We start from the raw sequence: 25,637 nt of genomic DNA, 5'->3' as shown, positions 1-25,637 counted from the left end.
ATTATCAATTAATTATATGGAAAGGTGATGTTATGTATGGAAGCGATTTTTATTGCGGGTACAGTAACAGCCTATGTACTAATCATGAAACATGTTTTAAATAATGTTGCAAAGCCACATACTAGATAATTTGATACTTTCTACATAGCCAGGTGCAAACCTGGTTTTTATTTTTTTTCTGTGATAAAACTCAGTGTTGATAATGCTATTTTGTTGTTGATTCTCGCTGCAGGCGCGAGATCCTCGAAAATGCATTCGCATTTCCTTCGTGCGGTGTTTATTCGGGGACGATTATTCAACGTCCTGCGGGAGAAGCGAGTCAAAGGGAGACCCCGCAGGAGCGCTCTTCGACGAGGAGGCTTCCGGACCGCCCGCTACGCTTTAGTGCCTGCAGTGGAAATCAACAGGGAAGTTAAACAGGGCCTATTTTTTATAGCTAATCATAGTACGTCGCTTTGAATAAAGAAGTTCCAAATTCTAATGATAGGAATTATAAGAAAAATCATTTAAAATAGTTAGTAAATGATGTTACAAGGGGATAAGTATTCATGGTTCAAACTGTGTTAAAACAAGATACTGTTGATTTACTAAGAAAAATCACAGCATTAAATGAATATTTCTTGTCGAATCAAGACAAGCAATCGGCGGAACGGGCTAAGGATTTAGCTTTAAAACTTGATAATCAAGAGTATTCCATTGCGTTTTGTGGACATTTTTCAGCTGGAAAATCCAGTATGATTAATAAATTAATTGGTGAAAATTTGCTTCCTTCCAGCCCGATCCCAACAAGTGCCAATTTGGTGAAAATAAGATCAGGAGAAGATTATGCAAAGGTAATTTTTAAAGAAGGAAATTCAAGATTATACCCAGCACCATATGATTATGACGACGTGAAGTCATACTGTAAGGATGGAGACCATATCCAGTCTATTGAAATTAGCTATTCTGAGACGAGTCTGCCTAAGAATGCGATCATTATGGATACCCCAGGTATTGATTCAACGGATGATGCTCACCGGATTGCAACAGAGTCTGCATTGCATCTTGCTGATCTTGTGTTTTATGTCATGGATTATAATCATGTTCAATCAGAATTAAACTTTCTATTTACAAAGGAATTAGCTTCTGCAGGAAAACAGGTTTTTTTAATCATTAACATGATAGATAAGCATCGGGAAGAAGAATTAAGCTTTAGTCAGTTTAAGCAAAGTGTCGTAGATTCATTTTCATCATGGGGTGTTACACCTGCAAGAATATTTTTCACTTCATTAAAAGAGGAATCTCATAAGGAAAATGAGTTCCATTCCTTGCAGCAATTTATTGCAGACAAAATGGCTAAAAGGAAGTTGCTTCTTCCGGAGTCTGTATTTCATTCTTTAAAAAAATTATCGAGCGAGCATTTGATTTATCTCGAAGAAAAAAGCTGGAACAATATTGAAAAATACGAGAGTCAGCTTTCAGAGCTTTCTAGTGAAGACAGAAATTTATTGCCTGCAAAAGTGGTTGAGCTAGAGAATGGACTAAATGATATTCAAGCTGCATTAAAAATGACAGAGATTGATCTAAATAATAAAGTTGATGAAATATTAAAAAATGCTTATTTAATGCCATTTCAAACGAGAGAGCTAGCACAAAAATATATCGAGTCACGACAATCAGGTTTTAAAGTAGGCCTATTCTTTTCAAAACAAAAGACGGACCAGGAAAAAGCCAATAGACTAGATAGCTTCTTTAGTGATTTTTCAGAAAAAGTAAAATCACAGCTTGACTGGCATTTAAAAGAGCTTTATTTAAATGAGCTTAAACAGCATGATATACATGATCCTATTCTGCTTGCGAAAGCACAGAACTTTAAAGTTGTTTATCAAAAGGAAATGATTGCAGATACCTTCAAGGATGGAGCACTTCTTTCTGGCGATTATGTCCTACAGTATACAAATGATCTTGCTGATTCTATAAAGAAAATAGCAAAAAATAGTTTGTTAGAATTAAATGATTTATATCTAAATGCATTAAAATTAAAGAATCAAAATGAGTATAGTCTCTTTGAAAAAGAATTGGAAAAATTTCAATCGTATAACGAAGCGTGGAAATCACTAAACAACTTAAAAGAAGAGTTACGATTAGCTAAGCTAAAGATTACTGAATTATTAGCTGGTCATTTTCCTGAAGAGGAATACGAAGAGAAAGTGGAAAAATTACTTGTAGTTTCACAGGATGTAGTGGAAGTTGTATATCATACTGAAGGAATTTCTAAAGATAAGAATGGAATCGGGAAGAATACTGAAGCTCTAGAAAAAGACCTTCAAGATGAAAAAGGAATTAATATTGAAGAAAAGACAATAAAAACTTTAGTCCAAAAATTGAAATTTACCGCAAATGCCGTTCGAAACGTACCTGGATTCAAAAAAATGACTGCTGAATTACTACAAAAAGCAGAGCGTATTGAGCATAAACAATTTACTGTTGCACTATTTGGAGCATTTAGTGCAGGAAAGTCGTCATTCGCTAACGCACTTATTGGAAATAAACTACTCCCAGTGTCTCCAAACCCTACTACAGCTGCGATTAATAAAATAATGCCAGTGAATGAGCAATATGGACATGGGACAGTACTAGTGAAGGTAAAATCTTCTCAAGTTTTATTTGATGATGTAAATCGTTCTTTAAAGGTTTTTGATTTGTCAGCTACCGACTTTAATGAAGCGATTGAACGCATCAAAAAAGTAATAGCTAACAAGGCAGATTTCGATGCAAATGAAAAAACTCATTTTGCTTTTTTGCAAGCATTCTTAAAAGGTTTTGAGAATTTTCGCCAAAGCTTAGGAACAACGATTAGAGTGGATTTGGAAGAATTCAAGGACTATGTAGCAGTTGAAGAAAAATCATGTTTTGTTGAAATGATTGAAGTTTATTATGATTGTGAACTTACCAAGAAGGGAATTACGCTAGTTGATACACCAGGTGCTGATTCAATAAATGCCCGTCATACTGGAGTAGCCTTTGATTATATAAAAAATTCTGATGCGATTCTGTTTGTGACCTATTATAACCATGCATTCTCTAAAGCTGACCGTGAGTTTCTTATTCAATTGGGCCGTGTGAAGGATTCATTTGAGCTTGATAAAATGTTCTTTATTGTAAACGCCATTGATCTAGCGAATAATGAAGATGAAATGAATTCTGTATTAGAGTATGTCGGGGATCAGCTTGTACAATATGGCATTCGACATCCACATCTATTCGGATTATCAAGTCTTAAAGCTCTAAGTGAAAAGCTTGAGAAAAGACAAGAAGGAAAGTCGAAAATTGATAAATTTGAGCATAGCTTTTATTCATTTATTCGAAATGAGCTAATGGAGATTTCCGTTACCTCAGCTGAGATGGAATGGCAGCGAGTTTTAGATCAGCTTCAGAACTTTATCCAATCTTCTAAGGAAAATAAAGAAGATAGGGCACAGAAACGAATGCTACTCGAAAAAGAGAAAAAATCGATCCATGATGTTATTGGGGCGCTAGATGATGCTATTTTCTCACAAAGATTGGATCAAGAAGCAGATGAACTAGTGTTCTATATTAAGCAAAGAGTATTTTTACGATTTGGGGATTTCGTTAAAGAATCCTTCAATCCTGCACTTTTAAAAGATGATGGACGAAATTTAAAAAAGGCGTTACAAATGGCACTTGAAGATTTTCTGCAAAGCTTTGGATTTGATTTTGCACAGGAAATGAGAGCAACTACACTTAGGTTAGAAGCTTATATTAGTAAATTATGTAAAGAAGCTCAAGCAATACTTGTCCAATCAGCAGCCAATATCAATCAAGAATTAAGCTTCAGTACATTTGATGCAAAAAACATGGAAGGAATTGATTTTGAAACTGCCTTCCAAAATGAGGACAGAACTCAATTTAGAAAAGCTCTATCCTATTTTAAAAATCCTAAATCATTTTTTGAAAAGAATGAAAGGAAGCTTTTAAGTAATGAGCTTGAGCAAATCATGCAAGGGCCGGCAGAGAATTATTTATTAACAGAAAGTAAAAGATTAAAGGATCATTATCAATCTTTATTAAAAAGAGAATTCATTCTGTTATTGAATATGCTTATTGAACAGGCAGATGAGTATTATGATGGAATTCTAGCAGTTTTAGGCGATGATTTTCCAATCGATCAGCTTGAAAAAACAGAAAAGGAAATTGCGAATTTTTCTTAAGATGTTAGAGTGATATATTAAGGATAGTAAAGGAGCTCCCATGAAAATTGAATCCTTTCATGCATGTGCAACCTGTATACATTTTCAGGCAAAAAAAAACAAGACAGGGATGAACTATTTTTGTAAGCGCCTAGGCTATGAAACAAAACCTAACTATCAATTCCAATGCTGGACACCAAAGGAGCATGTTCAAAAGCTTATGAAAAAAAGAATGAAGGGGATGAAGGAATGAACTTAATCGTTGAAAAAGAATGGTTAAAAGAAAGACTGGAAGATGAAAATGTCAGAATAGTTGATTGCCGCTATAACCTAAGTTTTTCAGGTGAAGGATTTGAATTGTATTTAAAGGATCATATTCCAGGAGCTATCTACTTTCATCTCGGAAAAGATCTGTCTGGGCCTGTTTCTTTACATGGGGGAAGACATCCATTACCAGATGTCCAGAAATTTAAAGAAACAATTCAAAATGCGGGAATAAGCAATGACACAATTGTCATTGCTTACGACGGTGGTGAGGGTTCATATTCTGGACGGCTTTGGTGGCTGTTAAATTATATAGGGCATGAAAAAGTGTATGTATTAAATGGGGGCTATAAAGCTTGGAAAGATGCAGGGTTGCCTCTTAACAATGAAGTTCCTGAATACCTTAAAACGGAATTTGATATAAAGCATAATGAAGAAATTTTTGCATCTTCTAATGATGTGAAAAAAATTGTTGAAGCGAAATGTCAAGAAACGGTTATTATTGATTCTAGAGAAAATAAGCGCTATTTAGGCTTGGAAGAACCAATTGATAAAAAAGCTGGTCATATTCCAGGTGCAATTAATAAAGTTTGGATGGAAGGCTTTGAAAACGGATCATTTAAAAGTGGAGAAGATCAAGCTAAAAGATTCTCTGACATTGATAAAGACAAGCAGATAATTGTTTACTGTGGTTCAGGAGTAACCGCAACTCCAAATTTCATGGCACTAATGTCAGCAGGCTACAAAAATGTTAAATTATATGCTGGCAGCTTTAGCGATTGGATCTCTTATGAAGAGAACAAGGTAGAAACTGGTGAATAAAAATTGAAATAGCTCTTGATTAAGAGCTATTTTTCCTTTGTAAAAATAATACGGATAAAATTTAACAAAAATAAGATAGTCTAAACCATGTTATAATGTTTCTATTGCAGTTTAACGTGCTGTTTTGTCGCATTGTCTGCACAAACAAATTCTGCACTTCAGAAAATCACAATGATTGAAGTTTCACTTTATGAAAAGAGTATAGGAGAGAGAATATTGAATAATAAAAATCAGCATTCACTTATGTTAGTAGATGGTATGGCATTATTGTTTAGAGCATATTTTGCTACAGCAGTTACGGGCCAATTTATGATAAATTCAAAAGGGATTCCAACAAATGGAGTTTATGGCTTTGTAAAGCATTTTTTAACAGCCGTTTCAAAGTTCAAACCAACACATGTTGCAGTATGTTGGGATATGGGAAGTAAAACCTTCAGAACAGAGATGTACGATGGCTATAAAGCAAATCGCCCTGATGCTCCAGTTGAATTAATTCCTCAATTTGATCTTGTCAAAGAAGTAGTTGAAGCCTTCAATGTACCGAATATTGGTTTAAAAGGTTATGAAGCAGATGATTGCATCGGAACAATAGCAAGACAAGCTAGTGAAATAGCACATGTAAACATATTAACAGGTGACCAAGATATTTTACAGCTATTAGATGATCAAATATCGGTTGTATTATTGCAAAAAGGATATGGAAATTATTTAGTTCATACAAAGGATACCTTTTATGAATCTAAGGGCATACATCCGAAGCAAATGATCGATTTAAAAGCATTTATGGGTGATACAAGTGATAATTACCCAGGTGTAAAAGGAATAGGGGAGAAGACGGCATTAAAGCTATTACAGCAATACGGTCATATCGAAGGTGTACTAGCTAATTTAGATCAATTAACAAAAGCGCAGAGAACAAAAATCGAACAAGATCTAGAAATGCTGCATTTAAGCCGTCAGCTAGCAGAAATAAAATGTGATGTACCAGTTGAATGTGCAATGGAAGAAGCAGCATGGCTAATTAACCGTGAAAAGGTAATGGACAAGTTTGCTGAAATTGAGTTTCGAGGGCTCCATTCCTTTCTAGACATAAAAGAATATGCTTAATTTGTAGGCAGACTTAAAAGAATCTTTATCAGACAACTCATAGCTGATCAATTTTTTATTTAATTTAGAAAATGAAAAGTGAATCAGCTTTAGTTCTCTTCTTTTAAGTCAGCCTTTATTTTTATATACAATCTTATTTTGTATTCTTTTTTTTCGCTGCATTTTCTAGTTTACTTTTCGGCTCCACAGCAAATTCAGCATCTTGACCATAACCTTGTGGGTTTACTCCTGAAGCTACTTTTCCTCTATTTCTTTCTCTTTTGCCCATACAATCACCTCCTATTGTAAAAGCTTTAAGTAGTATTTCCGAAAAGAATAAATAAACTCATTTTTCTTCAAACTAAGCATGAGGTGAGTTCATTGAATAAAGGTGTCTATATTGCTTTATTTAGCATCGGCTTGGCACAAGCATTAAAAATTCCAATACACTTAATTATGAAAAAAGAATTTCGTCCTGAATTGTTTTTTCAAACAGGTGGGATGCCAAGCTCTCATTCTGCAGGGGTATCTTCCTTGACTACATTTATTGCTCTAAAACGTGGAATACCGACAATTGACTTTGCTCTCTCGTTCATTTATGGGCTTATTGTCATGTATGATGCACAAGGGATTAGACGTCAAACAGGCGAGCTAACATTAAAAGTGAACACTTTGGGGGAATTGATGGAAAAAATTCATAAAGAAGAATCAGTTGAATTTAAGGAAAAAAAGCCAAAGAAATTAAAGGAAATGCTTGGTCATCAGCCAGCAGAAGTAATCGGGGGAGCATTACTTGGAATTTTAACGGGGACAATAGGACATTGTTTAACGAAAAAAGATAGATAATTGTCGAAATTTAAGATAAAATTTAGAGGGGATTGGGAGCAAAGGGAGAGATTAACATGTTTGTAAATAATGTTGAGGAGTATATAAGCTTTTTACAAAGTAAAGGATTTCAGCTCCAAGAAGATGCAATTGGTTTTATTTATTTTGGCAAACAATATACAAATGCATCAGATGAGCTGACTAACATAGCTATTGAATTAACACTGAAAGCACAAAAATCGTTTGATGGCAGTTTCTTTGTATCTCTACTAGAAATGCTGGTAGCAAATAAGATACAAAATAGGCTTGAGGCCATTCAATTTGTAAAAGAGAAGAATTTAATCAGTATATAATAGACGAAATGTATAGACAAAAAATTGGAAGAAATCATAATGAATTGAATACTTCCAATTTTATCTATACTACTTCATTATGTTCCTCTTTCATCGAAAGTGTCTTCTTTTTTCGTGGCAATTCTGCAAATATCATTCCTGCAAAGATAAGTATACAACCTATGATAGCACTGTAAGAAAGTCGTTCATCTGCCCAAATATATGCGGTGCCAGCAGCAAACACTGGCTCCATAGCAAAAATTAATGCCACTCTTGTTGGTGTCGTATATTTTTGAAAACTTGTTTGTGCGAAAAAAGCCAGTGCTGTTGCAAATACGGACGTAATAATTAAAGCAGACAATACTTTTCCTTGGAGTATTACTTCAGGGCGGACTGCCTGTTTCCAATCTTCAGTCAGGTAGGCAAAGACAATGGATAGAACAGCGACAGTTATAATTTGGACAACGGTAAGTAAAAGTGATGGAAATTTACTGCTATATTTTCCAGTCAAAATAATATGCATAGCAAACCCGATTGCACAAATAAAAACATATCCATCCCCTATATTGAGGGAGACAGAATCCGTCATCGTTAATAAATATAGTCCAAAGGTAGCGATAGAAACACCAATGATTGCATTTCTCCCAGGTTTAATTTTTAACAAAAAAAATGAAAATAGAGGTACTAGTACAACACTTAATCCAGTGATAAAGCCTGCTTTTGAAGAAGACGTAAATAATAAGCCAAGAGTTTGAAAAGCATAGCCTATAAACAAAAAGATTCCAATAATAATTCCGGATAATATCAATTTTTTATTAATATGTTTTAGCTGTTTTCTTTCAAAAATAAGTAGCCAGCTTCCAAGTAGAATAGCAGCTAAGGAAAATCTTACGCCATTAAATGAGAAAGGTTCTAAAAAAGCAATAGCATTTTGTACTAATACGAACGTAGCTCCCCAAATGAAAGCAACAAGCAATAGACTCACATCAGCAAATAAAACAGATTTTTTCAATTATGTAATCATCCCCTCTATTTATTTTCACGGATGGCTGATCTAGCCAATTCATCTGCTGATTTGTTTTCTGAGCTAGGTATCCATTTCATAAAAAATAAATCTAGTTCTTTACTTAAACTAAGCGCTTTTTCCAGAAGAGGTGCATATGCTTTATTTTTAGCGAATTCTTTTTCAATCGCCCGATTAACTGCTTGAGAGTCTGTTCGGAATGAGACAATTTTATAGCCTCGATCGATACAAATTTCAAGTGCTTTAATCAATGCATTGTATTCAGCTTCATGATTCTCCATATTACCAAGTGGAATGGAAAATTTTTCAACAACCCCATTACCCTTTATGAAAATTCCTGCACCACTAGGACCTGGATTGCCTGCACTTGCGCCATCGATATATACTTCAATCAAAAATCCATCCTCCAAAGACAAATAGAAATTTTTATTTAAACCTACACCAGGGTAAGATAAAATAAGTGTACCATAAAGTGATACTGGCGATACAAAAAATAACATATAAAGGGATTAATGTCCGTTAATCTGCGATAAAGTGATACTTGCGTCAGTGGGGTGATTTTCCCCAATTAAACTCCGAAAAAGTAAAAACCTAGAAAGGTTGAGAAAAATGAAATATAAATTGGAATGGAATTATAAAATAAAAGGAAAAGAAGGAGTAACCTTTAACTCCGATTGGGTAGAAGGTGAAAAGGCACTATTAATTGGGGAAGATATTGAGAAAAGCGGAAAGGGGACGGATTTAGTTTATCATGATGAAATGGGGACAACATGGAGTACAAAAGAAATGCGTAAACTGCTTGCTGAGATTGAAGAGGAACCTCACGACTTAACGGTTTATTTTGATGGAGGATTTAATAAAGAGACATATCAAGCAGGGTTAGGTGCAGTTATTTATTATAAGCAAGGTAAAAAGAAGTATCGTATTCGTGCGAATGCTTTGATTAATGAAATTGAAAATAATAATGAAGCTGAATATGCTGCTATTTATCATACGGTGAACTTACTAGAAGAGATAGGTGTTCATCATATGATTTGCGAGTTTAAAGGAGATTCCCAAGGTGTATTAATGCAGCTAAAAGGGGAATGGCCGTGTTATGAAGAAAATCTTAACCGTTGGCTTGACCGCATTGAAGAAAAGATTAAATCCCTTAATATTGAAGCAAGGTATACATCAATTCCAAGAACTGAGAACAAAGAAGCTGATAAGCTTGCAACTCAAGCACTTGAAGGAAAAATAATTAATAGTAAAATGCAAGTGATTTAGTTGGTTAGAAGGATGGTGTTAACTGAATGAAAAGAAAGCAAATATTTAATGAAGTAGAATACCTAATGATCACATATTGTAAAGACTGTTTTGTGTATAAATTTCATAAAGAGGAAATGGGGCGTAGGTATGCACACAAGTTTTGTATTACAAAGTGTACGGTCGGTGAAAAAATAAAAGCTTTTGGAAGCAAGCTTTCAGAAGAGAGGAAATGAAAATAAATAAAGGCTGACATAAATTTGCCAGCCTGATTATTTATAAGATTATAGTTTTACAACGTTTGCAGCTTGTGGTCCACGGTTTCCTTCAACGATTTCGAAAGAAACTTCTTGACCTTCTTCAAGTGATTTGAAGCCATCTCCTGTGATAGCAGTGAAGTGAACGAATACATCGTCTCCGCCTTCAACTTCGATAAAACCGAAACCTTTTTCATTATTAAACCATTTTACTTTACCGTTTTGCATAATAACTTTTCCTCCTAAGCCTTTCAAGACACAATTAGTGTCCAAGATAAATATTACCACTCAACAAAATAAAAAACAGATATTTTTAGAAATAACGGAAATATATTCTGTTAAATGATGATTTTAATATACACGAATGGAAGTAAGCAGTCAAGGTGTTTAAGGACTTTTTTTAAAAAAAACTATAAAAATTTGAAATATTTAAAAAATATTCATTATATGATCTTTATAACATTCTATCATTTTATGATTCACTCTCAATAAATTTATTTTGTAGACAAAGGGAATCATATTATGCATTTACCCTCATAAATATTATTAATTAACTTGTTTTTTACTTTAATGTCAACTCTCTTGAAGAAAGTGATGAAGGTAGGACTAAAAGTAAACGGTGAGATTTACAGATTTATTTTAAATAAATTAATTAGAGGGTGAGCAAATGTTCCGATTTTCCATTGGAGCTGATGATTGGATTTTACGATTCTCTCCTCACATTCAAATTGAATCAGAAATTAGAAAAATAATTGTCAGTTCCATTATTCAATTAGGAAATGAACTGCCTTCTTTCTCCCATGGGGAGTCATTTATTATAAAGAGCAATCATATCGGACTTATTGTATTTAATGTTGAAAAAATACCTTCATTTATTTTAACGGTTTCAAATATTGTTAGTAAGGATAAATGTTATATTCAAGAAAATTGTACGATTAGACCTTATATGTGAAAAAATGAAAATCGGCAAAAGCCGTTTTTTTTAATAAGGCTTTGTTAAAGCTCAGTGTTGTAAATGCATTTTTGTTGTTGACTTTCGCTGCAGGCGCGAGACTCTTAAAAATGCATGGGCATTTTCTCGACTTATAGGAAAGTTTAAGTTTATTAACGTACTAAAGTAAAGTGTGTTTTCTATTAAATATCTGCTAAAAAGATCGCATAAGAAAACTACTTGGCGAACGTCAAGTTTTTCTTATGCGGTGTTTTAACCAAGGATGTTTATTCAATATCCTGGGAAAAAATAAACGTAAGAAACATAATATGTTAATTAAAAAAAGGTTCACATATATATTTTACATTGACAAAGTGAAAAGAATTTAATAATATTATCTCGAATTAAGGATATTTTAATTTGAGATAAAACAATTGCATATAAATAGTAGATGTAATGACTATGGAAAAAATAATAAATATTAGATTTTAAAAAAGGAGAGATTAAATATGCTTAAGAAAACGATGGGTATTCACCATATAACAGCAATTGTTGGACATCCACAAGAAAATATAGATTTTTATTCTGGAGTTTTAGGTTTGCGATTAGTCAAGCAAACCGTCAATTTTGATGATCCTGGAACATATCATCTATATTTCGGAAATGAAGGTGGTAAGCCAGGAACGATTATTACGTTTTTTCCTTGGCCAAATGCGTATAATGGGCGAATTGGTGACGGACAGGTAGGAGTTACATCCTATGTAGTTCCGACGGGTGCGCTTGCCTTCTGGGAAAAAAGATTAGGAAAATTCAATATCCCTTTTACTAAAGAAGAACGATTTGGGGAACGATATGTAAGTTTTTCTGATCCGCATGGGTTGAAATTAGAAATTGTGGAAAGAGAAGAAGGAGCGATAAACACGTGGGAATTTGGTGGCGTTACTGCTGATGTAGCGATTAAAGGCTTTGGTGGAGCAACATTATTTTCATCACAACCTAATAAGACAGCTGAATTGCTAGAAAAGGCAATGGGGCTTGAAACAGTCAGTGAAGATGGGGAGTTTATCCGCTTAAAATCCATTGGTGACATTGGAAATGTGATAGATTTGAAAAAGATTTTAAGTGGCAGAGGGCAAATCGGTATAGGAACAGTCCATCATATCGCATGGCGTGCAAATGATGATAAGGATCAATTGGATTGGAAGAATTATATTGAAAGCAAAGGGTATACTGTAACACCTGTTCAGGACAGAAATTACTTCAATGCCATTTATTTTAGGGAATACGGAGAAATACTTTTCGAAATTGCCACAGATCCTCCAGGTTTTGCTCATGATGAATCTAAAGAGACGATGGGTTCTGAATTAAAGCTGCCTAGCCAGTATGAACACTATAGGGAGAGGCTAAAAAATTCATTAATCCCAATTGAAGTGAGAGAACTATCTAGATAAAGATTAAGAATCGAAAGGAGACAAATGATGAAACATATATTTCAAAAAGGTAAAGATCCTTTAAAACCAATCTTGTTATTTCTGCATGGAACAGGAGGGAATGAATTAGACTTATTGCCTCTTGCAGGGAGAATTGATGAAGAAGTATCCATCCTCAGTGTGCGTGGGAATGTTCTTGAAAATGGAATGCCTCGTTTTTTTAGAAGATTAGCTGAAGGCATATTTGATGAAGAGGACCTTGTTTTTCGGACAAAAGAGTTATATCAGTTTCTAAATGAAGCAGCTGAGAAGTATGAGTTTGACAGGAAAAATATTGTAGCAGTAGGATACTCTAACGGTGCAAATATTGCTGCAAGCTTAATGTTTCATTATCAGGATGCATTAAAAGGAGCAATTTTGCATCATCCGATGGTTCCAAGAAGGGGAATCGCTTTACCGGATCTTTCAGGGAAGTACGTCTTTATCGGTGCAGGAACAAATGATCCGATGTGCTCGGCACAAGAATCTGAAGAACTTGAGGCAATATTAGCAAATGCCGGTGCGAAGGTAGAGCTGCATTGGGAAAATCGCGGTCATCAATTAACCTTTGAGGAAGTGAACGCAGCTGCCCAATGGTTTAAAAATATATTTTAGCATCGTACAAGCATGTGAATTTTTTTGGATAAGTACTATTTCATTTAGGAATAAGTCTCAGTTGGAAATTAAATTTCCAATTTAAAGGGGTAGATATTATTAATAATATGAACGTAAATACAAACAATATTAAAGGTGGTACAGAAAATGGGTCTTTTAGATAAATTATTTGGTAGATCAATTAATAAGGAGGAAAAAACAATGACAAATGTAAAATTAGCGGTTATCTATTATAGTTCTGGTGGTACAAACTATCAATTGGCAAAATGGGCGGAAGAAGGAGCGAAAGAAGTAGGTGCTGAGGTTAAGGTATTAAAAGTACCTGAAACGGCTCCTCAAGCTGCCATTGAATCAAATCCAGCATGGAAAGCTCATTATGTTGCAACTCAAAATGTTCCAGAGGTAACATTAAATGATTTAGAATGGGCCGATGCAATCATTTTCAGTGTTCCAACCCGTTTTGGAAGCAAACCTTCACAGGTACAGGCATTTTTAGATACAACAGGTGGGCTATGGTTTCATGGAAAACTTGCAAATAAGGTGGTTAGTGCAATGAGCTCTGCACAAAATCCTCATGGTGGACAAGAGGCAACCATTTTATCACTCTATACATCGATGTATCATTGGGGTGCTATTGTTGCAGCTCCAGGCTTTACAGATCCAGTAACATTTGCTGCAGGAGGAAATCCATATGGAACAAGTGTAACAGTTGGTCAAGATGGAAAAATGATTGAGGATGTACAAGCTGCCGTAAAACATCAGGCAAAACGTACTGTTACCGTCGCAGAATGGGTTAAAAAAGCTAACCAGTAATGGTGGTTCTGAGCTAATCGGGGTGATTCCTAACGATTAGCTTTTTTCTTTTTAAGATATCTCTAGTTCTTTTCAATATAATTCATTAATATTAAGATAGATATTATATTGTTTAAAGAAAACTGGAAGTGATCTGGATTATGAAACTCATTATTGCGGAAAAGCCTGACCAAGGATTGACGTTGGCTTCTGTATTTAAAATGAAAAAGTATCAAGGATTTGTAGAAATATTTCCAAATGAAGTTTTTCCGAATGGAGCTTATGTAACTTGGGCAGTTGGGCATCTTTGCCAGCTTTCTGCACCAGAGAAGTACGATTCTAAATGGAAAAAATGGTCACTTTCGACATTGCCAATCATACCTAATCAATTTAACTATGAAGTGACAAAGGATAAAGCAAAGCAGTTTAATATTATTAAGAACCTTATTTCTAACCCCGCTCTTACAGAAGTAATTCATGCTGGAGATGCTGGAAGAGAGGGTGAGTTAATAATAAGAAACATACTCCGTCTTACCAATTCAAAACTGCCAATGAAACGGCTCTGGATTTCATCTCTTACTCCAAAATCCATAAAGGAAGGTTTTATCTCATTATTAAGTGAATCAGATACTAGAAACCTATATTATGAGGCATATACAAGGGCTTGTGCCGATTGGGTTGTAGGAATGAACGCTTCACGTTTATATAGTGTACTCTTACAGCAGAAGGGGTTTTCCGATGTTTTTTCGGTAGGAAGAGTACAAACACCGACACTTGCTCTAATTGTAAAGAGAGAAAACGAGATTGAAAGCTTTGTGTCAGAGCCCTTTTGGGAGATTCAAGCCAAATTCAGTATTGATGGAAAAAAATACACAGGGAAATGGGAAAAGGATGGAGAATCTAGAATAAAAACAAAGGACCTAGCTGAGAGAATCGCTGCTTTTTGCCAGAATAAAGAGGCTGAAATAACGGAGGTTAAAGCTGAAAAGAAGGAATTTCTTCCTCCACTTCTCTATAATTTATCAGCCCTTCAAGCTGATGCGAATCGTCGCTTTAAGTTTCCGCCCAAAAAAACACTAGATGTTTTACAAAAACTCTATCAAAAGGGAATTGTCTCATATCCTCGTTCAGACTCAAGACATGTCACAAAAGGGGAAGCGGAAATATTTCCTGAAACGCTTAAGAAAATTGAAAGAATTGATGATTATAAGAGCTTCTTCCCGGTGCCTTCTAATTCATTAATGGAAAATAAAAGGTTTGTAAACGATAAAAAGGTAACAGACCACTATGCCATCATTCCAACTGAGCAAGTGCCTAATCTTGAGAAGCTTTCTCCTGATGAAAGAAAGTTATATGACCTAATTGTGAGAAGCTTAATTGCTGCTCATTATGGGAAGGCAGTCACTGAATACACGACAGTGAAAACAATCGTTGATGGGAGAGCAGAATTTCAATCGAAAGGAAAGGTTCAGCTTGAGGAGGGCTGGAGAAAGGTCATTCCTCAATATGAAAAAGAAAATGAACCTGAATTGCCTCAATTGCAAGTGGGGGAAAAAGGAAAAGTTAATAAGGCAGAGGTAAAAGAAAGTAAAACACAACCTCCTAAAAGATATACAGAAGGTCAGCTAATTACCTTGATGAAATCAGCTGGCAAGCATATTGAAGATAAAGAGTTAGAAAAGGTTCTAATGAAAACAGAAGGATTAGGAACGGAAGCGACGAGAGCTGGCATAATAACGATGCTAAAGGATCGTAATTATATTGAAATTAAGAAAAACCTTGTCTATGCTACTTCAAAGGCAAAAATACTAATCTCTGCTATTGGGAATGAAATTCTTGCCTCTCCTGAAATGACCGCAAAATGGGAACAAAGACTAAAAAATATTTCAGAAGGACAAGCTTCTCCAAGTCAGTTTATGGAACAAACAAATAAAATGGTCTCACATTTAATCGAAGCTGGGCTGAATAATGCAAGCGGCTGGACATTTAATGAGGAAGAGAGATCTGGCTTTACGCCAGGGAAGAGCAAGTATAAAAGAACAAGCCATTTAGGCAACTGTAAGCTTTGTGATGGGAAAGTTATTGATAAAGGAAGTTTTTACGGGTGCACGAACTATAGTAAAACAAAATGCAATTTTACAATTTCTAAAAATATATTGGGGAAAGCCCTTACACAAAAATTAATAAAACAGCTTTTAAAGGACGGAATAACTGAAGAGATTGAAGGTTTTAGTAGCAAAGAGAGATCATTCTCAGCAAAATTAGTATGGGAAGAAAATGAAAAAAAGATTAATTTCTCCTTTTCTAATGGGTAATTGTCTTAAATGTGATTGATATCCTTGTCTCCCCATTCTAAGTGTAGTAAACTTTTTAAAGGCAATCGAGATTTGAAATTATTATAGACTGGCCCTCTTTTTATTGGGCTAGTCACATGAATATGAATTATTCATATATTGTAATGATGATTAAAATAAGAGAACAATATGAAAGTGTACAGTTTTTATGGGAGGGTATGGGATGCCAACACCTAGTATGGAGGACTATATAGAACAAATATATATTTTGATTGATGAGAAAGGATATGCACGTGTTTCGGACATTGCAGAAGCCCTTTCCGTTCATCCCTCCTCTGTAACAAAAATGGTTCAGAAGCTTGATAAAGATGAATATCTCATTTATGAAAAATACAGAGGACTAATTTTAACACCAAAAGGTAATAAAATTGGAAAAAGGCTTGTTTATCGACATGATCTCCTTGAACAGCTTCTTCGTTTATTAGGAGTTAAGGAAGAAAATATTTACAATGATGTAGAAGGTATTGAACATCATCTAAGCTGGGATGCAATCGATAGGATTGGCGATTTAGTGCAGTTTTTTGAGGAAGATGATAACCGGGTAGAAGCATTACGAGACATTCAAAGGAAGAATGAGGAATAAGTAAGGGGAGCTGCTGTATTATTGTAGCTCCCTTTCTATGATGTTTAGTTACTTTGTACCTGACCTATTTGTATTAGAATGCGACTGGAAAAGTGAAGCGGATTAGAATAATCATAGAGGGAATAATTAATTCATTGATTTTACTGAAGGCACACGTGCTTTTCTTAATACATATTTGGTAAGCGATCAAATGAGGCAGTGGTCATAGGAATTAAAATAAGTGATTGTTCATCGTTTCCTTCTACAATATTCACCCCAGTAATGATCCCATCTTCTACCTCTTGTAAAGCTTTTCGATAAGAAATAATTCGTCCGCTTGAGGTCTTAAAGCTGATTATCTCTCCATGAAAATTACGGCTAACGGCTATTAATTGTTCATTAAGCATTTAAATCCTCCTACTGTACTTATTAGCTACTCCTATTGTTTCATTATTTTTCTCTTTCTAATCAAAGGAATCTTTTGCTTCATAGCGAAATATATGAATGAGGGACATTAAATGTATTTTCGTAAAATGAGAAAGCGAGGAATTTGATGAGTCAATTTCGATGGAGTGAAGAATCAGAGAAACAATGGGATGAAAAATCGAGCAATTGGAATTCGAAGAGCCGTGATATGTGGGATAATGGTAGCAGAAAGGATATAGCGCCTTTTATTGCAAATCATGTACCTGCTGGGAGCACCATATGTGATCTTGGCTGTGGAGATGGTTTCGGTTCCTTAAAGCTAGTTGAACAAGGATATTCTGTAATAGGGATTGATGTTTCAGAGGAAATGATTTCGAAAGCCAAAGAAACGAATGCGGATAATTCGGCTCAATTTATTAAAGGCGATATCACTCTTCTTCCATTTTCTGATAATTCTTTAGATGGAGTTATGGCAATTAATTCACTCGAGTGGACTGAACATCCCCTTTTCGTATTAAAAGAAGTTCAAAGGGTTGTGATGCCAGGTGGACTAGCGTGTATTGGGATTCTAGGACCGACAGCAGCTCCAAGGATAAATAGCTTTCCTCGTCTATACGGCGAAAGGGTCATATGCAATACAATGATGCCATGGGAATTTGAAAAACTCGCAAAGGATAATGGTTGGGAAAAAATAGCTGAGTTCGGTGTTTATAAAAAGGGTGTTGATCAGCTCCCAACTGGATCTATTTCCACAGAATTAAGGCAATCTCTTTCATTTATGTGGGTGTTCATGTTAAGAAATGTAAAGCTAGAAATGGAGGAGCTGTAATATGAGTCGGTATACTATTGAGGATTTTGTAAATCAAACACAGCAGCAAGACAAAGGGGAAGGATTATTTGAACTAGAAAACCCTAGAATGCTAGAAATAAACTTAACCAATCAAATTTGGGCTAAAGCGGGTGCGATGATTTCCTATCGAGGTAAAATAAAATTTGAAAGGGAAGGAATCCTTGAGCACGGGTTAGGGAAGATGTTCAAAAAAGCATTTACAGGAGAAGGATCTTCCTTAATGAAGGCAACTGGGAATGGAAAATTATATTTAGCCGATCAAGGAAAAAAAATCTCAATTCTTCGTTTACAAGGGGACTCAATATTTGTAAATGGAAATGATTTATTAGCCTTTGAGCCTTCTATCAAATGGGATATTAAATTAATGAAAAAAGTAGCAGGAATGCTTTCAGGGGGACTTTTCAATGTGCGTTTAGAAGGGTCTGGCATGGTGGCGATAACATCCCATTATGAACCATTAACATTGCTTGTAACACCTGATAATCCTGTTTTTACAGATCCAAATGCAACTGTTGCTTGGTCAGGAAACCTTCAGCCTGAATTCGTGACAGATGTTTCCTTTAAAACCTTCATTGGAAGGGGAAGTGGAGAATCTATTCAAATGAAATTTTCTGGAAATGGCTTCGTAGTGGTTCAGCCTTTTGAAGAAGTTTATTTATCTCAGCAATCATAAGATCATAATTTTTTACTTAAACGAAGCCCGGTGTTTACCGGGCTTTTATAAGCTAATAGGAGTTTAAGTTTATTAACGTACTAAAGTAGAGTGTGTGTTCAAATAAATATCTGCTAATAAGATCGCATAAGAAAAACTAAGGCATTCGCCAAAAAGGACTTGGTGAATGCCAAGTTTTTCTAATGATATTTATTCCCATTCAAATGGTGTTTCTTGATAGACATAATAATTCAGCCAATTTGAAAACAGTAGATGGGCATGAGATCTCCAAGTATTTAATGGCTTTTTCTTAGGGTCATCATTTGGAAAATAGTGTACAGGGACGTGAATGTCCAAACCTTTCTCGACATCCCTTCTGTACTCCTCGGCTAATGTAGTAGCTTCATATTCAAAGTGCCCCGTAATCATAATTTGCTTACCATCGTTTGCATATAAAATGAACGGACCAGCCTCTTGAGATGAAGAGAGTAATTTTAGCGTAGGTTGATTCTGTAGTTCTTCTATGTATACATCCGTATACCTTGAGTGTGGGGCTAGAAAAATATCATCAAATCCTCTTAATAATTTTTCTGAATGATCAAGGATTTGGTGCATAAAGACGCCTGAGCATTTACTTGAAAGCTCATATTTTCTTATTCCAAAATGGTGAAATAATGCAGCTTGAGCTCCCCAGCAAATATGAAGGGTTGAAGTCACATTTTTTTTTGTCCAATCCATAATTTCAGTTAGCTCTTCCCAGTAATCGACTTGTTCGAAAGGAAGTAATTCAATAGGAGCCCCTGTAATAATCATTCCATCAAATTTTCGATGTTTTATTTCTGAATAAGTTGTATAAAACTGTTCTAAATGCATTGGACTCGTGTTCTTTGATTCATGTGTAGCAGTTTTCAGAAATGAAATATTAACTTGAAGCGGGGTATTTCCAAGCAGCCTCAGTAGTTGTGCCTCAGTCTTCTCCTTTTCAGGCATTAAATTTAAGATTAGTATATTTAAAGGCCTGATATCCTGCGTATTTGCACGATCATCGTCCATAACAAAAATATTTTCTTCCTCCAATATTTCTCTAGCCGGTAGGAGCTTAGGAATCTTAATTGGCAACTTAGGCATCTCCTTTTTAGAAAATTTAATTAAATCTATTATAATGATGAATAATCGCAGGAGCAATTTTTATTTATGATATTAAAATATATTTCCAAATTCTCTCTCTACTAAAGATATAATAAATGGTACAATAATGAAGTAGTAATCGCTTACATTATTGGATGCCTAGGGGGATAAAAATGAATGTAAAACCAACCATTAAATCAGACATTGAAATCGCTCAACAATCACCAATGAAACCAATTATTGAAATCGCAGAAAAACTTGGCATGAATGAGGATGATCTTGAACTATTTGGAAGGTATAAAGCGAAATTAACGACAGAATCATTAAAAAAGCTTGAAACGAATAAAAGTGGAAAAATTATTCTTGTGACTTCCATCAATCCAACTCCAGCTGGAGAAGGGAAATCAACTGTTACAGTTGGACTCGGTGATGCTTTTACTAAAATAGGCAAAAAAGCAATTATTGCTATGCGTGAGCCATCACTTGGTCCGACGATGGGTGTTAAAGGCGGTGCAACTGGTGGAGGATACTCCCAAGTATTGCCAATGGAAGACATTAATTTGCATTTTACTGGAGACTTGCATGCCATTACTACTGCTAATAATGCACTTGCAGCATTCATCGATAATCACCTTCAACAAGGAAACCAACTTCAAATAGATCAACGCAGAATTGTATGGAAGCGTGCATTAGATATCAATGATCGTGCTCTAAGAAAAATCATTATTGGCTTAGGGGGTCCAGTGCAAGGAGTTCCTAGAGAAGATGGATTTGATATTACGGTTGCATCAGAAATCATGGCTGTTTTATGCCTTGCGACAGATTTGCAAAATCTGAAAGAAAGGCTTGGCCGTATGGTTGTAGCTTATAATTTTGAAAAACAGCCAGTTACTGTAGCAGATTTAGGTGTTCAAGGCGCCTTAACAATGCTGTTAAAAGAAGCAGTAAAACCTAATCTTGTTCAAACAATTGAGCACACACCTGCCTTTATTCACGGCGGCCCATTTGCTAATATTGCCCACGGCTGCAATAGTGTAATTGCAACAAAAACAGCTTCAAAGATCGCGGATTATGTCATTACCGAGGGCGGCTTCGGTGCGGACTTAGGTGCAGAGAAGTTTTTACATATTAAAGCAAGAAGCGTAGGAATTCAGCCTGAAGCCGTTGTAATTGTTGCTACAATTAGGGCATTAAAAATGCACGGAGGCGTTCCGAAAAATGACCTTGGCAGAGAAGATGTACAAGCTCTAACAATTGGATTCTCTAACCTAAAGAAACATATCGATACGATTCAAAGCTTTGGACTTCCTTTTGTTGTGGCTATTAATCGATTTATTACCGATACAGAAAATGAAGTGAATAAGTTAACGGATCTTTGTAAGCAAGAAAACATTCCTGTGTCATTGACAGAGGTATGGGAAAAAGGTGGAGCTGGAGGAGTTGATCTTGCCCATAAATTACTTGAAGTAATCGAAAAAGCAGAGTCTAATTTCCAGCCTTTATATGATCTTTCTGACCCACTTGAAGACAAGATTTTAACGATTGCTCAAAAGGTTTATGGCGCTGAAAAGGTTGAATTTTCACCAAAAGCGAAAAAACAGCTTCAGGATTTTGATAGCTTTGGCTGGGGGCATTTACCAATTTGTATGGCCAAAACTCAATATTCACTTTCAGATGATCCAACAAAGCTTGGCCGTCCAACTGATTTTACGATAACAATTCGAGAACTAAAGCCTTCAATTGGCGCAGGGTTTATTGTTGCTCTTACAGGTGAAGTCATGACAATGCCAGGTTTGCCTAAATTACCAGCTGCTTTAAAAATGGACGTTGACGATAATGGAAAGGCAATTGGACTATTCTAAAAAGGTGAAAATATGTTTGATCCAACAGCATTTGAAAATATGAAGGTTGTCATTGAAGGGGCATTATATGACCGTGATTTAGATGGAGAAATAAGCATTTTTGATCGAAATGATTACATAAATGCTGCAAAGCTATCAAGAAGATATGAGGTCTCCTTTACTGTTCAACCGAACTTTCAGCATGACTTATATTGTACATTTATTATGGAAGCTGGCCTTGAAAACCTTGCAGCAGAGCTTTTAAAATCAGCACATTCAGATAGGCTAGCAGGTTGTCATTTATTTGTAAAGTTTTCATTCAAGCATCAATATGAAGCATCTATTTTTCAAAAAATAGAAGAGACATTAAAGACTATATGGGGAGAGGAGCGCTCCATCAAGCAATTGATAATGAGTGAACCGTTCTCTGATCAATCCTTAATAACCAATGAGGTTTTAGTTTCATTCAATCGGTTAGTATACGAGGATCAAATGAATGATATTGAAGCAATGATCGATTATATGACACTAAGCTTGAAAAATATAAGACAGTTATTTTAACTTCAAAGTAAAAAGTATATATTCAAAGCCTGTTGGGGAAGCGTTTTAATTAGCGCTTAAACCACAGGCTTTTTTGATTGTAAGAAAGAATAGTTTCTATATCGGATATCGTGTTAGAGGCATAAAGTTGAACTATTGTTAAAAAAACAAAAATAGAATATAGATTCAAAATTGTCTTTACATTCATCTTTTCAGCTAATACGATATAGAAGAATGTGGAAAACATTCAAAAATAATATAAGGAGGAGATGCAAATGATGACAAAAATGACGAAAGTTAAAGGAAACGAAAGGAATAGACAGGATGTAACCTAGTTGGGGAGGAAAAATAATGAATCAATTGACAAATACAATTTTGATTGAAGAATATCATAAAGGTTTAGCTGCTGGAATTGCAAAAATGTGGAATCTAAGCCGTGATAGCTGGGGTGGAGATACACGTGTCTATACTGAAGAGCAGATTAAATTAAAGGAAGCGAATTCTGGCAACATTGCTTTATACCTTGCTTTAGATGGTACTGAGGTTGTAGGATATTGTGGCTTGTCTGAATATAAAGAGGACACTGGTTCATTATATATTCCTCTACTAAATGTACGGCCTGATTACCACGGAAAGAAAATAGGAAAAATGCTTCTCATGAAAGCATTAAATAAAACAATTGAATTAGGATGGCCTCGCTTAGACTTATATACTTGGCCAGGAAATGTTAAAGCAGTCCCACTATACAAGAAATGCGGATTTTTTTGGGAAGATCGTGATGATACGACTCATTTAATGAATTTCATCCCGGCTGTTTTAAACACACCATTATTAAAGCCCCTATTTTCACAGCTTGATTGGTATAATTCAAGTATTAAAGTAATAGAGGTTAAGCCAGATGGGAAGAAAGAGAATGGCTTTACCTATTATGAGTATGCTTGGGAGAATGATCAAACAAAAGCAAGAGTGAGATTCGAAAGGACAGGAAGAGGAATTAGTTTAATTGAAACAGATGATTATTTGCTTGAGCTTCGAATGATGGATCATGAAGTGATTGAAGAAGAAGCACAAATGTACGAGTTTAAGTTCGTAAATAAGACGAATAAGCCAGTTTCATTAAAGGTGAAGGGAAATCAACATGAACGAGCAATATTCTCACTGAACGAGGAGTTAGTCGTTGCTGAAGAAGCAGTTATTAGGAATGAGGTTGTCTTTTTGCAAGGTGATGAGCCGAGTGCTTGGAAGACACATCCGTATTTATCATTACATGTAGAAGTGAATGGAATGGAATGTGAATTAAGGCTTGGCGTGTTTCCAAAGCAGCCTGCAAAAATAACTGCAAAAACGAATGGTAATATAAGCTTTCTAAATAATAAAGAAATAATAGAGCTTGAAATTGAAAATAGTCTGAAGGTAGATGCAGAATTTGAATTGAACTTTCCTGAAAATGAATACGTTCAATTAATCAATTCCATTCACTATATCTCTTTAAAGAAAAATGAACGGAAATTAATTAAACTGCCTTTCATTGTTAAAAAATTTGGCTTTTATCAGCCTACTCTAACATGTAAAGCGAAAAAGGCGGACGGAACGGGGCTTTCATTTACCAATCAATTTATTGGGATTGCCTTAAAAGGCTTCGGTGAAAAATTTGGAGGAGAATCGAAGGAATATTGGCATATCTATAATGGTTTATGCCAAGTAAATATTCGTAAAATGGATTACTTGATGACTGCTGGAAAAGATCAGCTTACCGAACAGCCACTTGCTTTTTTCGTTCCAAAACTCGGTAAGCCATATTCAACAGAATTTTCAAAGCATAAAGCGGATAAAATTGAATGGTACAGTGAAGAAGAGTCCATTACTTTCAAATTAGAATTTACTTCAAAGGATTTTAAAGGTATTTCTATTCGGTTGTATACTTCACTTTATGGAGATGGGATTGTAAAAAAATGGGCTGTGATTAAAAACAATGGTATAGAGTCTTTTAGACAGTTACACTTAAATCAAGCATTATACCATGAAAAAAGTCATGCCTATTTTCCTTTAAATCATCATGTCGTTGAATTTTCAAATACGAAATACTTAGAATTTGGTGATATTCATCAAATCAGTTTAACAGGTAATTGGTATTTTTCAGAGGATCATAATGGGCCGATTGGCTTCTGCTGGCCAAAAGCTTGTACGGCGAATATTGACAGCTGGCAATTTTATTTAGAATACGAACTTGGATTACTTAATCCTGGAGATGAGATTGAAATAGAGCCTTGCATCTTATCAATCGGAGCGTTTCGTACTTGGCAGGAATGGGAAGCGTTTGTCAATTATCAAACAGATCAACAATGTTCAAGTTTAATTTCTGAGTTAGGTCTTGCATTTGAGGGGAAAAGTCCAGTATTTTCAAGTGATGATCAAGCAGCTTTCCAGTTAAGGTCTTTCCGAACCAATTATTTACAAGGTAGACTCGAACTATTCTTAAATGATGAACGAAATCTTTCTACCGTAATCTCGGAAAATGAGGAAATAACAACTTATACAAACTCGATTTCTCTAAAGGATGCTTCTCCAATTTCTCTATTAAAAGGGGTATTAAATTCTGGCAGCCAATACAAAGAGCTACAAAAGTTGCTTCTTATTACAAATGGAGAAGTGAAAGCTTATACAGAAGAAACGGATCAATTTACATCATATGTGTTAGAAAATGGTGTTATAAAAATTAAAGCAGCTCCTTCGTTTTACCCAGGATTGTATTCACTTAAATTAGATAACCGCGAATGGTTCGATCATTCTTTTCCAGAGAGTATTGCTAAAGGCTGGTGGAACCCTTGGGCTGGAGGAATGAAGACGATCCCTTCGAAATTAAATTCCTTCTCATTAATGAAAGGGGAATCAATTGCAGAGTTTATAGATTTAGAGGATAATAGAGGCAATGAATGGAAGTCTCTTGCCATTCATACAAAAATAATTCACCATGACATATGGAAGGGGCTGCAATATACCCAATATTTTGCGATTCTTCCAGGTGTTCCGGTTTTGGCTTATTTTGTTCATGTTAAAGATTCTGGAGGAAAATCTCTTATTGGTGAAACATGGAATACCGACTTATTTATTAAAGGCGATTCCTTGAATGATCTTTCAGTAACACCTTCACAACATACTGATGCGAAAAAGTATTTTGTAGGAAAGGAAGAGCAATTGCTTTTCATGAAGAAAGGCAGCTTTATAGCTTCTGAAAACAGACAGGATAAAATGTACTTGGTTGAAGGGACAGATAGTAAGCATCTAGAGTGCTATATGAATAAAGAGGTTTTTCAAGTGAACAATATCCAGAAATCAACTGCGAAAACGAAGCCTGGATTTATTATATTTGATGAGAGAATCTTATCTGAGTCTATTCTGCGAGATCTGAATCAATTTGAATTTTAGTTTTTT

25 protein-coding genes are annotated in these 25,637 nt (G+C 35.1%); 19 read left to right on the top strand and 6 right to left on the bottom strand.

Annotated elements, in window-relative coordinates; all coding sequences use genetic code 11:
* Positions 1 to 548: 548 nt before the first annotated feature.
* From KHA94_RS12315 to KHA94_RS12300, 4 genes are all read left to right on the top strand, one after another.
* Positions 549 to 4,211, top strand: coding sequence for a dynamin family protein (locus KHA94_RS12315; RefSeq protein ID WP_213102441.1), 3,663 nt, complete (start codon positions 549 to 551; stop codon positions 4,209 to 4,211).
* 40 nt (positions 4,212 to 4,251) lie between these two features.
* A complete protein-coding gene (locus tag KHA94_RS12310; RefSeq protein ID WP_213102440.1) occupies positions 4,252 to 4,443 on the top strand; it encodes a hypothetical protein in 192 nt (63 codons plus the stop codon).
* Entirely contained in the window at positions 4,440 to 5,276 is an 837-nt protein-coding gene (locus KHA94_RS12305) for a sulfurtransferase (protein WP_213102439.1), read from the top strand. The genes KHA94_RS12310 and KHA94_RS12305 overlap by 4 nt, the downstream gene beginning before the upstream one ends.
* Positions 5,277 to 5,519: 243 nt before the next feature.
* The gene (locus KHA94_RS12300; protein WP_249365526.1) at positions 5,520 to 6,383 is read left to right on the top strand and encodes a 5'-3' exonuclease; all 864 of its coding nucleotides are present in this window, start codon (positions 5,520 to 5,522) and stop codon (positions 6,381 to 6,383) included.
* 133 nt (positions 6,384 to 6,516) lie between these two features.
* Here KHA94_RS12300 and sspL read toward each other — a convergent pair whose 3' ends face one another.
* The gene (gene sspL / locus KHA94_RS12295) at positions 6,517 to 6,651 is read right to left on the bottom strand and encodes a small, acid-soluble spore protein L (RefSeq protein WP_213102438.1); all 135 of its coding nucleotides are present in this window, start codon (positions 6,649 to 6,651) and stop codon (positions 6,517 to 6,519) included.
* Positions 6,652 to 6,743: 92 nt separating this feature from the next.
* Here sspL and KHA94_RS12290 point away from each other — a divergent pair, with 92 nt between their 5' ends.
* Positions 6,744 to 7,208 carry a divergent PAP2 family protein gene (locus KHA94_RS12290; protein ID WP_213102437.1) on the top strand — a complete coding sequence of 155 codons (465 nt, stop codon included), beginning with the start codon at positions 6,744 to 6,746 and terminating at the stop codon, positions 7,206 to 7,208.
* A gap of 56 nt (positions 7,209 to 7,264) precedes the next feature.
* The gene (locus KHA94_RS12285; protein WP_213102436.1) at positions 7,265 to 7,540 is read left to right on the top strand and encodes a DUF6123 family protein; all 276 of its coding nucleotides are present in this window, start codon (positions 7,265 to 7,267) and stop codon (positions 7,538 to 7,540) included.
* 64 nt (positions 7,541 to 7,604) lie between these two features.
* Here KHA94_RS12285 and KHA94_RS12280 read toward each other — a convergent pair whose 3' ends face one another.
* Both KHA94_RS12280 and KHA94_RS12275 read right to left on the bottom strand, forming a co-directional pair.
* Positions 7,605 to 8,531, bottom strand: a complete 927-nt coding sequence (locus KHA94_RS12280; RefSeq protein ID WP_213102435.1) for a DMT family transporter — start codon at positions 8,529 to 8,531, stop codon at positions 7,605 to 7,607.
* Positions 8,532 to 8,548: 17 nt separating this feature from the next.
* Complete coding sequence (locus KHA94_RS12275) at positions 8,549 to 8,938, bottom strand: reverse transcriptase-like protein (RefSeq protein WP_213102434.1); 390 nt, start codon at positions 8,936 to 8,938, stop codon at positions 8,549 to 8,551.
* A gap of 214 nt (positions 8,939 to 9,152) precedes the next feature.
* Here KHA94_RS12275 and KHA94_RS12270 point away from each other — a divergent pair, with 214 nt between their 5' ends.
* Together KHA94_RS12270 and KHA94_RS12265 are read left to right on the top strand one after the other, a co-directional pair.
* Complete coding sequence (locus tag KHA94_RS12270) at positions 9,153 to 9,809, top strand: reverse transcriptase-like protein (protein WP_213102433.1); 657 nt, start codon at positions 9,153 to 9,155, stop codon at positions 9,807 to 9,809.
* A gap of 26 nt (positions 9,810 to 9,835) precedes the next feature.
* Complete coding sequence (locus tag KHA94_RS12265; protein ID WP_213102432.1) at positions 9,836 to 10,024, top strand: zinc-finger domain-containing protein; 189 nt, start codon at positions 9,836 to 9,838, stop codon at positions 10,022 to 10,024.
* Between the two features lie 48 nt (positions 10,025 to 10,072).
* Here KHA94_RS12265 and cspD read toward each other — a convergent pair whose 3' ends face one another.
* On the bottom strand, positions 10,073 to 10,273 hold the full coding sequence (gene cspD / locus KHA94_RS12260; RefSeq protein ID WP_057771282.1) for a cold-shock protein CspD: 201 nt from the start codon (positions 10,271 to 10,273) through the stop codon (positions 10,073 to 10,075).
* A 439-nt stretch (positions 10,274 to 10,712) separates the two neighbouring features.
* Between cspD and KHA94_RS12255 the strand changes: the two genes are divergently transcribed.
* The 6 genes from KHA94_RS12255 to mntR all read left to right on the top strand — a co-directional run bounded on the left by KHA94_RS12255 (position 10,713) and on the right by mntR (position 16,789).
* The gene (locus KHA94_RS12255; protein WP_213102431.1) at positions 10,713 to 10,997 is read left to right on the top strand and encodes a hypothetical protein; all 285 of its coding nucleotides are present in this window, start codon (positions 10,713 to 10,715) and stop codon (positions 10,995 to 10,997) included.
* A gap of 488 nt (positions 10,998 to 11,485) precedes the next feature.
* Entirely contained in the window at positions 11,486 to 12,427 is a 942-nt protein-coding gene (locus tag KHA94_RS12250) for a ring-cleaving dioxygenase (protein WP_213102430.1), read from the top strand.
* A 27-nt stretch (positions 12,428 to 12,454) separates the two neighbouring features.
* Complete coding sequence (locus tag KHA94_RS12245) at positions 12,455 to 13,060, top strand: alpha/beta hydrolase (protein ID WP_213102429.1); 606 nt, start codon at positions 12,455 to 12,457, stop codon at positions 13,058 to 13,060.
* A gap of 147 nt (positions 13,061 to 13,207) precedes the next feature.
* Complete coding sequence (gene wrbA / locus KHA94_RS12240) at positions 13,208 to 13,873, top strand: NAD(P)H:quinone oxidoreductase (RefSeq protein ID WP_213102428.1); 666 nt, start codon at positions 13,208 to 13,210, stop codon at positions 13,871 to 13,873.
* Positions 13,874 to 14,013: 140 nt separating this feature from the next.
* On the top strand, positions 14,014 to 16,167 hold the full coding sequence (locus KHA94_RS12235; protein WP_213102427.1) for a DNA topoisomerase III: 2,154 nt from the start codon (positions 14,014 to 14,016) through the stop codon (positions 16,165 to 16,167).
* Between the two features lie 202 nt (positions 16,168 to 16,369).
* On the top strand, positions 16,370 to 16,789 hold the full coding sequence (gene mntR / locus KHA94_RS12230; protein WP_213102426.1) for a transcriptional regulator MntR: 420 nt from the start codon (positions 16,370 to 16,372) through the stop codon (positions 16,787 to 16,789).
* A gap of 164 nt (positions 16,790 to 16,953) precedes the next feature.
* Here mntR and KHA94_RS12225 read toward each other — a convergent pair whose 3' ends face one another.
* Positions 16,954 to 17,175 (bottom strand): DUF3892 domain-containing protein, encoded by a 222-nt coding sequence (locus tag KHA94_RS12225; RefSeq protein ID WP_213102425.1) that lies wholly within the window; start codon positions 17,173 to 17,175, stop codon positions 16,954 to 16,956.
* 146 nt (positions 17,176 to 17,321) lie between these two features.
* Here KHA94_RS12225 and KHA94_RS12220 point away from each other — a divergent pair, with 146 nt between their 5' ends.
* Both KHA94_RS12220 and KHA94_RS12215 read left to right on the top strand, forming a co-directional pair.
* Positions 17,322 to 18,023, top strand: a complete 702-nt coding sequence (locus tag KHA94_RS12220) for a class I SAM-dependent methyltransferase (protein WP_213102424.1) — start codon at positions 17,322 to 17,324, stop codon at positions 18,021 to 18,023.
* A 1-nt stretch (position 18,024) separates the two neighbouring features.
* Complete coding sequence (locus KHA94_RS12215) at positions 18,025 to 18,717, top strand: AIM24 family protein (protein ID WP_213102423.1); 693 nt, start codon at positions 18,025 to 18,027, stop codon at positions 18,715 to 18,717.
* Positions 18,718 to 18,906: 189 nt separating this feature from the next.
* Here KHA94_RS12215 and metA read toward each other — a convergent pair whose 3' ends face one another.
* Positions 18,907 to 19,815, bottom strand: coding sequence for a homoserine O-acetyltransferase MetA (metA, locus tag KHA94_RS12210; protein ID WP_213102422.1), 909 nt, complete (start codon positions 19,813 to 19,815; stop codon positions 18,907 to 18,909).
* Between the two features lie 182 nt (positions 19,816 to 19,997).
* On the opposite strand from metA, the gene KHA94_RS12205 reads away from it, so the two are divergent.
* The 3 genes from KHA94_RS12205 (at position 19,998) to KHA94_RS12195 (ending at position 25,631) form a co-directional block, all read left to right on the top strand.
* Positions 19,998 to 21,686, top strand: coding sequence for a formate--tetrahydrofolate ligase (locus tag KHA94_RS12205; protein ID WP_213102421.1), 1,689 nt, complete (start codon positions 19,998 to 20,000; stop codon positions 21,684 to 21,686).
* Positions 21,687 to 21,698: 12 nt separating this feature from the next.
* A complete protein-coding gene (locus tag KHA94_RS12200) occupies positions 21,699 to 22,226 on the top strand; it encodes a hypothetical protein (protein ID WP_213102420.1) in 528 nt (175 codons plus the stop codon).
* A 330-nt stretch (positions 22,227 to 22,556) separates the two neighbouring features.
* Complete coding sequence (locus KHA94_RS12195; RefSeq protein ID WP_213102419.1) at positions 22,557 to 25,631, top strand: GNAT family N-acetyltransferase; 3,075 nt, start codon at positions 22,557 to 22,559, stop codon at positions 25,629 to 25,631.
* Positions 25,632 to 25,637 lie beyond the last annotated feature (6 nt).

The sequence above is a fragment of the Cytobacillus citreus genome (assembly GCF_018343665.1).
GTDB classification, from domain to species: domain Bacteria; phylum Bacillota; class Bacilli; order Bacillales; family Cytobacillaceae; genus Cytobacillus; species Cytobacillus citreus.
This window is presented reverse-complemented; position numbering and strand designations above follow the sequence as displayed.